General features: G+C 58.4%; 9 protein-coding genes. 6 read left to right on the top strand and 3 right to left on the bottom strand.

All coding sequences use genetic code 11. From position 1 onward, the window contains the following. Nucleotides 1-23: 23 nt before the first annotated feature. From E0L16_RS13550 to E0L16_RS13540, 3 genes are read right to left on the bottom strand one after another with little or no spacing between them, the layout of a single operon-like run. Entirely contained in the window at nt 24-1,556 is a 1,533-nt protein-coding gene (locus E0L16_RS13550) for an ABC transporter substrate-binding protein (RefSeq protein ID WP_131637139.1), read from the bottom strand. Between the two features lie 15 nt (nt 1,557-1,571). Further along, nucleotides 1,572-2,144 carry a D-alanyl-D-alanine dipeptidase gene (gene ddpX, locus E0L16_RS13545; RefSeq protein ID WP_131637138.1) on the bottom strand — a complete coding sequence of 191 codons (573 nt, stop codon included), beginning with the start codon at nt 2,142-2,144 and terminating at the stop codon, nt 1,572-1,574. Between the two features lie 12 nt (nt 2,145-2,156). Then, nucleotides 2,157-3,011, bottom strand: a complete 855-nt coding sequence (locus E0L16_RS13540) for a MurR/RpiR family transcriptional regulator (protein ID WP_131637137.1) — start codon at nt 3,009-3,011, stop codon at nt 2,157-2,159. A 267-nt stretch (nt 3,012-3,278) separates the two neighbouring features. On the opposite strand from E0L16_RS13540, the gene E0L16_RS13535 reads away from it, so the two are divergent. The 6 genes from E0L16_RS13535 to E0L16_RS13510 all read left to right on the top strand — a co-directional run bounded on the left by E0L16_RS13535 (nt 3,279) and on the right by E0L16_RS13510 (nt 11,566). Further along, complete coding sequence (locus tag E0L16_RS13535; RefSeq protein ID WP_131637136.1) at nt 3,279-4,754, top strand: alpha/beta hydrolase; 1,476 nt, start codon at nt 3,279-3,281, stop codon at nt 4,752-4,754. Between the two features lie 84 nt (nt 4,755-4,838). Continuing rightward, a complete protein-coding gene (locus E0L16_RS13530; protein WP_131637135.1) occupies nt 4,839-6,050 on the top strand; it encodes a diguanylate phosphodiesterase in 1,212 nt (403 codons plus the stop codon). A gap of 88 nt (nt 6,051-6,138) precedes the next feature. Continuing rightward, nucleotides 6,139-7,035, top strand: a complete 897-nt coding sequence (locus E0L16_RS13525) for an aminoimidazole riboside kinase (RefSeq protein ID WP_131637134.1) — start codon at nt 6,139-6,141, stop codon at nt 7,033-7,035. Between the two features lie 170 nt (nt 7,036-7,205). After that, entirely contained in the window at nt 7,206-8,723 is a 1,518-nt protein-coding gene (locus tag E0L16_RS13520) for a carbohydrate porin (protein ID WP_131637133.1), read from the top strand. Nucleotides 8,724-8,789: 66 nt separating this feature from the next. After that, nucleotides 8,790-10,160, top strand: a complete 1,371-nt coding sequence (locus tag E0L16_RS13515; RefSeq protein ID WP_003857085.1) for a sucrose-specific PTS transporter subunit IIBC — start codon at nt 8,790-8,792, stop codon at nt 10,158-10,160. Then, the gene (locus E0L16_RS13510; RefSeq protein WP_131637132.1) at nt 10,160-11,566 is read left to right on the top strand and encodes a sucrose-6-phosphate hydrolase; all 1,407 of its coding nucleotides are present in this window, start codon (nt 10,160-10,162) and stop codon (nt 11,564-11,566) included. Before E0L16_RS13515 ends, E0L16_RS13510 begins: the two co-directional genes overlap by 1 nt. Nucleotides 11,567-11,593 lie beyond the last annotated feature (27 nt).

Genomic DNA, 11,593 nt, shown 5'->3' with positions numbered 1-11,593 from the left:
ACACTTTCCCCCGGCATGGACCGTTACTTACTCATGGTGGCGATGTTAAAGACCTGCTCCAGCATCGGATTAAAGGTGAAGCCTTTGACCTCTTTGTTCATCGCCAGCTGGTAGTTCTTCTGGAACAGATAAACGTAAGCCGCCTCGTCAATCACCACTTTCTGCGCCTGCTGATAGTCTTTGGTGCGTTCCGCCTGATCGGTGGTTTTCAGTGCCGCCTGCAACAGCGCATCGACCTCTTTGTTCTCATAGAATGAGCGGTTGCCCGGCAGCCCTTTTTTGTCCGATTCGAACCAGTAGTTCATGAACATGTACGGATCGGCGAAGTCCGGGCTCCAGTTACCAATCGCGATGTCATAATCACCTTTGCCGACGCGGTCGCGCATGGTGGCGTTCGCCAGTTTCTCCAGCTTGACGTTAATCCCGAGCTTGCTCAGGCTCGCCTGGGTGGAGAGGGCGATAGGCTCCCAGTTCGGGTCGTTATCGGAGTAGAGGAACGTCAGGCTGGCGGGTTTATCGTTGACTTTTTCCAGCGCCGCTTTGGCTTTGGCCTCGTCAAAGCTGTACTGCATGGCGTTTGCATCGAAGCCCCACATGCCCTCCGGGATCGGGCCGCGCATCTGCTTGCCGTTCCCGCTGATAATGCCTTTCACCATTCCCTGATAATCGGTCGCCCAGGAGACAGCACGGCGCAAATCCACCTGATTCATCGGAGCTTTACTGTTGTTCAGATAGAGATAGGTCACCCGAAGGGACGGGTATTCCGCCACGGCCACTTTGCCTTCCTGCTTCAGGGCGGCAAGCTGATCCACCGGCAGGGCGTCGGCGATATCCAGATCGCCACGGGAAAGTTGCAGGCGACGCGAGGCGCTTTCACCGATAATCTTCACCGAGACGCGCTTAAAGTGCGGCTTTTCGCCCGACCAGTGAGGGTTGGGCACCATTATCAGCTGCTGACCTTTGCGCCAGCTTTTCAGCATAAATGGCCCGGAACCCGCAGTGTTTTGCGCCAGGAAACCCCGCGCATCGTCGGCGGCATTGGCCTTCAGCACCGCCGGGTTGACGATTGAGGCACCGTCATTCGCCAGCGTGTAGAGGAACGGGGCAAACGGTTGGCTGAGGGTGAATTTCACCGTATGTTCATCCACCGCGTCCACTTTCAAATCTTTCGGGAACGCTTCGGATGGCCCCTGGTTAATTTTCAGCAGGCGTTCAAACGACAGCTTGACCGCTTCAGCGGTCACCGGCGTGCCGTCGGAGAATTTTGCATTGTCCGCCAGGGTAAACGTCCATTCTTTCTGATCGTCTGACGCCTTCCAGCCCGTCGACAGATCGCCTTCCACCTCCGTGGTGCCAGGCTTGTATTTCACCAGACGCTGGTACGAGGGGTAGGTCACCGTCCAGTCGTTGTTATCGATAGTCACCGCCGGATCCAGCGTTTGCGGATCGGCAGCTTTACCTATTACCAGCATATCTTTTGGCACTGCCGCCAGCGCGAGCGGGGCGCTGAGGGCGAGCGTAGCGGCAATCAGGGTAGTCAGCAGCGTTGTTTTCATGGCCGGGCTCCAGAATTACAGTGAGGGTGTGGTCGAATAACAGGCGAACTGGTCGTCCAGCAGCGGGTAGCTTGCGGCGTTCGGCAGCTCGAAATGCCACCACTCGCTGCTGATGCCGACAAAACCGCCGCCGGACATCACGGCGTTCAGGAGCAGACGATTACGCTGTGCCGCGGGCGGAACGGAAGGGTGCCAGGCATGAGAGCGGTCGTGCATTTCGTCAAACGCGGCGCCCATATCCAGCACGTTGTCGTGTTCATCCATCAGCGTGACGTCAATGGCGGTGCCCCGGCTGTGGTTGGAGCCAATCGCGACGTCCACCACGTATTGCGGATCGGGGCAGGCATCCCAGAGTTGCGCCTGCGCCTGCTGGGGTCGGTAGGCGTCGTAGACCACCAGTTTCAGACCGGCCAGCGCGGCGATGCCGATCGCTTTTGCCAGTGCGGTGGCAGCATCCGTATGCAGCAGACACGCGGCGTGCTGGTAGATTGGGCGTCCGGTAATGTTATCGGCAGTGGCGTATTTCAGATCGATATGCAGCGTGGGAAAGGTTTTCGCCACATCAATCAGTTGACTCTCTTCAGGCATAGCTCCGCTCCTTTAGCGTTCAAATTGACCAAACTCTTGTTGTAATTGTCGGTTGACTGCCAGACGCTCCGGCAGCGCATCCCCCAGCGCCTCCACCACGCCCGACAGCAGCAGGTTGAACAGGCAGCTCACCGGCGCCAGCGAATCCCAGAAATGGCCGGTATCGGTCTTCACCTGGAGTAAATCAATTGGGTAATCCCGCGCCCACGGGCACCAGATATCGGTGATCAGCGCCATCGGCAGCCCTTTTTCGCTCGCCACGCGGCAGTACTGGCGGGCAATGGCGGAGTAGGCGCGGGTATCCGTCAGCACGATATACGGGTGCGTAAAGCCGGAGTTAAGCGACTCCACCCAGCTGCCGGAGAGCCCTTCGGAATAGCTCACGCGCGGGCGCAGGTACTCCAGATGGCTAAAGAACGCATTGGCGATCCCGCGCGTGGACTGGATCCCCAGCACGAAGACGGCATCGGCATTGGCAAGTTGATGGACCACCTGCCTGAACGTTTCGCTTTGCGCCAGCTGGTAGACATGGGCAATGGCCTCCACCTCCAGCGACAGGGAGTGCTGAACGCGATCCGACAGCGGCTGTTGCTGCTTCCAGGAATCAAGACGCTCGTTAATGCCCCAGGGCTGATGGGGATCGCGCAGGCTTTTTTTGGCATCGTCCAAATTGCGATAGCCCAGCTTGCGCAGAAAACGCCCGACGGTGATCCCGCTGGTGGCCGTGGCCAGCGCCACGCTTTCTGCCGTTTCGAACGGGATCTGCCCGACGTGCGCCAGCATCCAGCTTGCCACCCGCTTTTCGCTCGGGGTGAGCTGGCTGAAAGTCGCTTCGATACGGCTTAACACCTCAGGTTTGGTCGTCATACCGCCTCGCTGTTAACTGGCTGTCATTGGCCGGGTTTCTGTTATTGCATTAACAATGCAGGACGCGTGCCATGTTCACATTGCGGCGAAAACGCGCTGTGCAGCAAAGTTAATGCAATATTTGTTTAACAGATGATCAACATTTGTGCAGCGTAGTTCACTTTTGGTGCAGTGTCCGAGCCGAGAGATATCTATTTGGTGAATACGTCAGTCTCTTCACATTTTTTGGTAATATGAAGGATCTGTGGACAAGAGAGGGAGCCTCACATGGCGAATTTGCCCTGGCGGGTCAGCGTGCGCCTGATGGCTCTCGCAAAAAAACTGGCGATGGTTATCGGGATCGTTGTGCTCGTCCTGCTTGCGGTGCGGGTTTATCTGTCCCAGCAGGGACCGGCCCTGCATCACTGGCACACCTGGCGCGCTGACGAGATGTCCGTGCAGGAGATGGATAACGCGAGCTTCGCGGCCTATGTCGCCCGTGAAAACGCCATCTTCACCGATCTCGACGCTGAGGTGACGGCGAAAGCCACCGCAGCGGAGCGCACGCCCTTAAACCGCTATTATCGCCAGAGCCTGGTGTGGCCAGGACAGTTTTCTCCGGATGCGAACCGGTCGTTTGTGCTGATGCCTGCCGGAAAGCCGCGCGGGGCGGTGGTGCTGCTTCACGGTCTGACGGATTCACCCTACAGCGTCAGGCATCTGGCTCTTAATTATCAAAAGCACGGCTTTGTGGCCGTTGTTCCTCGTTTGCCCGGACACGGCACGGCGCCGGGCGCGCTGACAAACGTCGAGTGGGAAGCGTGGCTCGCGGCGACGCGCCTGGCGGTTCGTGAAGCGACGCGTCTGACGGGTAGCGATCTTCCCCTGCATCTGGTGGGCTACTCCAACGGCGGGGCGCTGGCGATGAAATATGCCCTCGACGCCCTTGATGCGCCGGCACTGCGTAAACCCCAGCAGATTGTTTTGCTGTCACCGATGATTGGCGTCACGGCGTTTGCTCGCTTTGCCGGTTTCGCCGGGCTACCGGCCATGTTACCGGCGTTTGCCAAAGCCGCATGGCTCAACATTGCGCCGGAATACAACCCTTACAAATACAACTCGTTTCCGGTGAATGCGGCACGTCAGTCCTGGCTGCTTACCCAGGCGCTGCATGAGCAGTTAAATCGCGATGTTCAGGCCCACAAACTGGCGCAGCTCCCGCCGGTTCTGGCGTTTCAGTCGGTTATGGATTCAACGGTCAGTACCCGCGCCGTGGTTACCGGACTGTTTGATCGGCTTCCGGCTAACGGTAGCGAACTGGTGGTATTTGATATCAACCAGGCCGGGAGCTTCCGTCCGCTGTTCAGGCCTTCATCCTGGACGGCGGTGGCCGATCTGCTGCCCGTGGTAAAAAGACGTTACAGTGTCACGATTGTAACCAATGCCAGCCCCGACAGCTTCGATATGGTGGCAAAGGCAACGCCAGCGGGTAGCACCCGGGAAACGGTGGTGCCGCTGACGGTCTCTTATCCGCAAGAGGTGTATTCCCTGTCGCACGTTGCCATTCCGTTCCCGCCCAATGACGATCTGTATGGCCGACATCCTGAGGTAAAAAATCACTATGGCATTAGCCTCGGGACGATTGCCCTGTGGGGAGAAACATCGGTGCTGAGCGTCGGCAAAGATGCGCTAATGCGCGTGACGTCGAATCCGTTCTACGATTACATGCAGGCGCGGATCGACAGCCGTATCGGGGAAAATTAATTCCGCTGCGGAATAGATTAGGTCCCGCCGGGGAACTGTGTTAAACAGTACCGCTCTGGCCTATATCCCTATCGGACCTCTTTTGTGCTGACAACTCTCATTTATCGAAGCCAGCTGAGCTTAACCTGCACCTCCGCAGCGTTAAGCGAGCTGGTTGAACAGGCCAGGATCCGCAATACGGAGCAGGGCATCTCCGGCATTCTTCTCTCCAGTGGCCGTGACGTCCTGCAAATTCTTGAAGGAACGGAACAGAGCGTAGTCGCGCTGTTTAATACCATCCGCGAAGATAACCGACATACTGGCGTAGTGGAACTGATGCGCGACTACGGTCCGCGCAGACGGTTCGATAACGTGGGGATGCTGCGGTTCGACCTGGAGGTTCAGACCCCGAAGGCGATTCTGGCGTCGGTACTGCATTACAGCAAGCTGGAAAGCTACCTCACTTCTGAGGATCGGGTCTTCAAATTCATCCAGACCTTTATCACCGGCAAAATCTCTGCGCCACGGGCTTCGAACTATGAGCCTGATAAATGGACGCTGTCGCGGGAAAGCACGCCGTTTGGTGAAGGGTTAGGACTGCTTGCGGGCCAGCCCTGCCAGTTTGCGCTGCAACCAATTGTCGAGCCGTCCGAAGGCAAAATCAGCTCTCTTGAGGCGCTCATACGCGGAAACGATGGCGGTAGCCCGGAGCATTTCTTCAGAAGCCTCGATCACCAACGGATTTACGAAGTCGACCTGCAAACCAAAGCCTGGACCTTTGCGCTGGCGAAAAAGCTGGGCATTGGTAGCCACAAGCTGGCGGTGAATCTGCTGCCGATGTCGCTGGTTAACGTGCCCGGTGCGGTTGAGTTTCTGGTGACGCAGATCAAACAGCACGGTCTCCAGCCAGAGCAGGTGGTCATTGAAGTCACTGAGAACGAGATGATTTCCGGCTTCAACCAGTTCAACAGCGCCATCAAACAGCTGCGCGCGGAGGGGGTTGGGCTGGCGATAGATGATTTTGGTTCCGGCTATGCCGGCCTGTCGCTGCTCACGCGATTCCAGCCGGACAAGCTTAAAATCGACAGGGAGATCGTCAGCGATATCCACCTGAGCGGCCCCAAACAGGCGATTGTGAAGTCGATAATCAGCTGCTGCACCGATCTGGAGATTACCCTGGTCGCGGAAGGAATTGAGAAGATAGAGGAGTGGTGCTGGCTTGAGTCTGCCGGTATTCGCCGCTTTCAGGGCTTTTTGTTCGCCCGTCCACAGCTCAACGGCGTGGGTGATATCCACTGGCCCCATCGGGTGCGTTAAGCAAATTTTCCCTCGCCTTATTTCCCCAATACCACGCCTGTGCTTAAATAGCTAAACCGGTTTAACATTATTTAGCTAAGAGGGTGATATGGAGACGATCTGGGTACTTGGCGATGCGGTGGTGGATCTTTTGCCCGATGGCGAAGGCAAACTGCTGCAATGTCCGGGCGGCGCGCCGGCCAACGTTGCGGTGGGGATTGCGCGTCTGGGCGGCAGGAGCGCGTTTATCGGCCGGGTGGGCGACGATCCGTTTGGGCGTTTTATGCAAAAAACGCTTGCGGATGAGCAGGTTAATACAGAATGGCTGCGTCTGGACCCGCAGCAGCGGACCTCCACGGTGGTAGTGGATCTCGATAACGACGGTGAGCGTTCCTTTACCTTTATGGTTCGCCCGAGCGCGGATTTATTCCTCGATGCTGGCGACCTCCCGCCATTTCGCACCGGAGAGTGGCTGCACGTTTGTTCCATCGCGCTCAGCGCCGAACCCAGCCGTTCCGCGACGTTTCAGGCGATGGCCGCTGTCAGACAGGCGGGCGGTTTCGTCAGCTTTGACCCCAATATTCGCGCCGATCTCTGGCACGATGAAGCCGAGCTGCGCCACTGTCTTGAGCGGGCATTGGCCTGTGCAGACGTGGTGAAACTCTCGGTAGAAGAACTGGCGTTTTTAACCGGAAATGCGCAGGTGCAGGAGGGGCTGGCGGCACTGACGCGTACCTGTCCGGCCAGACGGGTACTGGTGACGCAGGGAAAAGCGGGGGTGACCGCCTGGCAGGAAGGCACATTGACGCACTATCCTGCATCACCCGTGGAATGCATTGATACCACCGGGGCGGGAGATGCTTTCGTCGCCGGGCTGCTGTTCGGCCTGGCACGTGATAGCGAAGCCAGCCTCTCAGACGTTATCACGCTCGCCCAGCGCTGCGGGGCGCTGGCGACAACCGCAAAAGGGGCAATGACCGCGCTGCCTTACCATCACGAACTGTAATTCTCCTCTCATGGGCCGCCGGTCGGCGGCCTGAATTGTCGCCTCGATCACACTTACTAAAACGGTTTAGCAAAAACAGTTGCCGATCCAAAATTTGGCAGTTTAGTATCAGCAACCTAAACCGGTTTAGCAATTTAGCACTTTCACCAATATTTTCGGGATGCGACAAAATGTATAAAAAACGCAGACTTGCCGTGATGATAGGCATGCTGGCCGGCAGTACCTCTGTTTTTGCCCAGACGGATATGACGCGTATCGAAGCACGTCTGGCGGCGCTGGAGCAGCGCTTGCAGGAGGCGGAAACCCGCGCGCAGGCCGCTGAAAAGCGCGCCACGATAGCGGAAGAGAAAACGCAGCAGCTGGTCACCGCGCAGCAAAAAGCGCAAACCACCACCCAGGCGGTGGCGCAGCGTACCACGGCCCTGGAGGAGAAAGCCGATCGGACCGGCGGGTTTGAATTTCACGGTTATGCCCGTTCCGGCCTGCTGATGAACGACGCGGCCTCCAGCAGCAAAAGCGGTCCCTATCTGACTCCCGCAGGGGAAACGGGCGGGGCCATCGGGCGTCTGGGGAACGAAGCGGATACCTACGTGGAGCTGAACGTTGAGCACAAGCAGACGCTGGATAACGGCGCGACGACGCGCTTCAAGGCGATGCTGGCCGACGGACAGAAAACCTATAACGACTGGTCAGCAGACAGCAGCGACCTGAACGTCCGTCAGGCCTTTGCCGAACTGGGCAATCTGCCGGACTTCACCGGCGCGCTGAAGGGCAGCACCTTCTGGGCGGGCAAGCGTTTCGATCGCGACAACTTCGACATTCACTGGCTGGATTCCGACGTGATATTCCTCGCCGGGACCGGCGGCGGCGTCTATGACGTGAAATGGAACGATACGCTGCGCAGTAACTTTTCCCTTTATGGCCGTAATTTCGGCAGCGAAGAGGAGATCGACAATAACGTTCAGAACTATATCCTCAGCATGAATCACTTCGCCGGGCCGGTGCAGCTGATGGTCAGCGGCCTGCGGGCAAAAGATAATGACGACCGTAAGGACAGCAACGGCGATCCGATTAAAACCGACGCGGCGAACAACGGGGTGCATGCGCTGGTTGGTTTGCATTACGAGAGCTTCTACGGCCTGCGGGAAGGTTCCGCCAAAACGGCGCTGCTTTACGGCCACGGTCTGGGTGCCGAGGTGAAAAGCATCGGTTCTGACGGCGCGCTGCTGTCTGAGGCCGATACCTGGCGCTTCGCAAGTTACGGTGTCACGCCGCTGGGCGGTGGCTGGCATATAGCGCCCGCCGTGCTGGCGCAAAGCAGTAAGGACCGCTACGTGAAGGGCGACCGCTATGAGTGGGTCACGCTCAACACGCGTCTGATCAAAGAGGTGACCCAGAATTTCGCCCTCGCGTTCGAGGGCAGCTATCAGTACATGGATTTGAATCCGGAAGGCTACAAGGATCGCAATGCGGTTAACGGCAGCTTCTACAAGCTGACCTTCGCCCCGACGCTAAAGGCGGGCAAGATTGGCGATTTCTTCAGCCGTCCGGAGCTGCGCCTGTTCGCCACCTGGATGGACTGGAGCAGCAGGCTGGATAACTACGCCAGCGATGACGCCTTTGGCAGCAGCGGCTTCAACGCGGGCGGGGAATGGAACTTTGGGGTGCAGATGGAAACCTGGTTTTAACCCTTCACGCTCCCGCATCGCGGGGGCGTTTCGAACATCATAAAAAGAGGTCAGGAAGAGGTATCTATGGATTTTAATCATATTGCTCGCGAGCTTATTCCGCTGCTCGGTGGCAAAGAGAACATTGCCAGCGCGGCGCACTGCGCCACGCGCCTTCGTCTGGTGCTGGTCGACGATGCGCTTGCCGACCAGCAGGCTATCGGCAAGGTTGAAGGCGTAAAGGGCTGTTTTCGCAATGCCGGGCAGATGCAGGTGATCTTCGGCACGGGCGTGGTAAATAAGGTTTACGCGGCATTTATTCAGGCGGCAGGAATTAGCGAGTCCAGTAAATCGGAAGCGGCGGATATTGCGGCCCGCAAGCTGAACCCGTTCCAGCGTATCGCGCGCTTGCTCTCCAATATTTTCGTGCCGATTATCCCGGCGATTGTGGCCTCGGGGCTGCTGATGGGCCTGCTCGGGATGGTTAAAACCTACGGCTGGGTCAACCCGGATAACGCGCTGTATATCATGCTGGATATGTGCAGCTCGGCGGCGTTTATTATTTTGCCGATCCTGATTGGCTTCACCGCCGCGCGCGAGTTTGGCGGCAACCCGTATCTGGGCGCGACGCTGGGCGGCATTCTGACGCACCCGGCGCTGACCAACGCCTGGGGCGTGGCGTCCGGCTTCCACACCATGAACTTCTTCGGCCTCGAAATCGCCATGATTGGCTATCAGGGAACCGTCTTCCCGGTGCTGTTAGCGGTATGGTTTATGAGCATTGTGGAAAAACAGCTGCGCCGGGCGATTCCGGATGCGTTAGATCTGATCCTGACGCCGTTCCTGACCGTCATTATCTCCGGCTTTATTGCGCTGTTGATTATTGGCCCGGCGGGGCGCGCGCTGGGCGACGGGATCTCCTTCATTCTCAGCACCCTCATTGCCCACGCAGGCTGGCTGGCCGGGCTGCTGTTCGGTGGGCTTTATTCGGTGATTGTCATTACCGGCATTCACCATAGCTTCCACGCCATTGAGGCCGGGCTGCTGGGTAATCCGTCAATCGGCGTTAACTTCCTGCTGCCGATCTGGGCGATGGCGAACGTGGCACAGGGCGGGGCGTGTCTGGCGGTATGGTTCAAAACCCGCGATGCCAAAATCAAGGCCATTACCTTACCGTCGGCGTTTTCTGCGATGCTGGGTATCACCGAAGCGGCGATTTTTGGTATTAACCTGCGCTTCGTGAAGCCGTTTATCGCGGCGCTGATCGGTGGCGCGGCGGGCGGTGCCTGGGTGGTATCGGTGCATGTCTACATGACCGCCGTTGGGCTGACGGCGCTCCCCGGGATGGCGATCGTCCAGGCCAGTTCGCTGCTCAACTATATCATCGGTATGGTGATTGCTTTTGGCGTGGCGTTCACCGTCTCTCTGCTGCTGAAATATAAAACGGACTCTGAATAATGACGTTACCTTCCCGCTGGCCTGCCGTGTTGCAGGCCGTGATGCAAGGCCAGCCGCGCGCGCTGGCAGACAGCCATTATCCGCAGTGGCATCCCGCGCCGGTGACGGGGCTGATGAACGATCCGAACGGCTTTATCTGGTTTGCCGGACGTTACCACCTGTTCTATCAGTGGAACCCGCTGGACAGCGATCATCGCTATAAGTGCTGGGGACACTGGAGTTCAGCGGATCTGGTGCACTGGCGGCACGAGCCCATGGCGCTGATGCCCGACGAAGAGTACGACCGCAACGGCTGTTACTCCGGCAGCGCCGTGGATAACAACGGCGTGCTGACCCTGTGCTATACCGGCAACGTGAAGTTTGACGATGGTGGCCGCACCGCCTGGCAGTGTCTGGCGGTGCAAAACGACGATGGCACTTTTGCCAAGCTGGGGCCGGTGTTGCCCCTGCCGGAAGGGTATACCGGCCACGTTCGGGATCCGAAAGTGTGGCGCCATGACGGGCAGTGGTACATGGTGCTCGGGGCGCAGGATCGGCATAAGCGCGGCAAGGTGCTGCTGTTTACGTCAGCCGATTTGCACGCCTGGGTCTCCTGCGGCGAAATCGCCGGTCACGGCGTCAACGGGCTTACGGACGCAGGCTATATGTGGGAGTGCCCGGATCTCTTTGCGCTCGACGGCACGCACGTGCTGATCTGCTGCCCGCAGGGGCTGGCGCGCGAGCCGCATCGCTATCTCAATACCTATCCGGCCGTCTGGATGAGCGGGGCATTTGATTATCAAACGTCTGCCTTTGCGCATGGCGAACTGCACGAGCTTGACGCTGGCTTTGAGTTTTATGCGCCACAAACCGCGGTGGCAGAGGATGGCCGCCGCATTCTCATCGGCTGGATGGGCGTGCCGGACGGCGAGGAGATGCTTCAGCCCACCCGCGCGCACGGCTGGATCCACCAGATGACCTGTCCACGCGAGCTGCGCTACCGCGACGGTAAGCTCTGGCAAACGCCGGTGCGTGAGCTGGAAGCGCTGCGCGAGGATGAACATCACTGGCAGGGGCGCGCCGACGATGCGCCGGACCTGGACGGGACGCGCCTTGAGTTCGAGTTAAGCGCTTCGCACGTGAAGGTGAATTTTGCCGGTGCGTTGCGGCTGGTTATGGATGATGAGGGTTTACGTCTGGCGCGCACCAGTCTGGAAACCGGAGAAACGTTGACCCGCTACTGGAAGGGTGACGTTAATCATTTGCGCGTGCTGTGTGACCGTTCCAGCGTCGAAATTTTCATCAATCACGGTGAAGGGGTCATGAGCAGCCGCTATTTTCCTGACCATCCGGCACGGGTGCGCGTCGAAGGTGCGTCCGACATCACATTACGCTACTGGTCGCTGCGCACCTGCATGATAGAATAGGCGTTTTGGCAGCCGGATCTAAGTCGT

The sequence above is a fragment of the Enterobacter quasihormaechei genome, assembly GCF_004331385.1.
GTDB classification, from domain to species: domain Bacteria; phylum Pseudomonadota; class Gammaproteobacteria; order Enterobacterales; family Enterobacteriaceae; genus Enterobacter; species Enterobacter quasihormaechei.
This window is presented reverse-complemented; position numbering and strand designations above follow the sequence as displayed.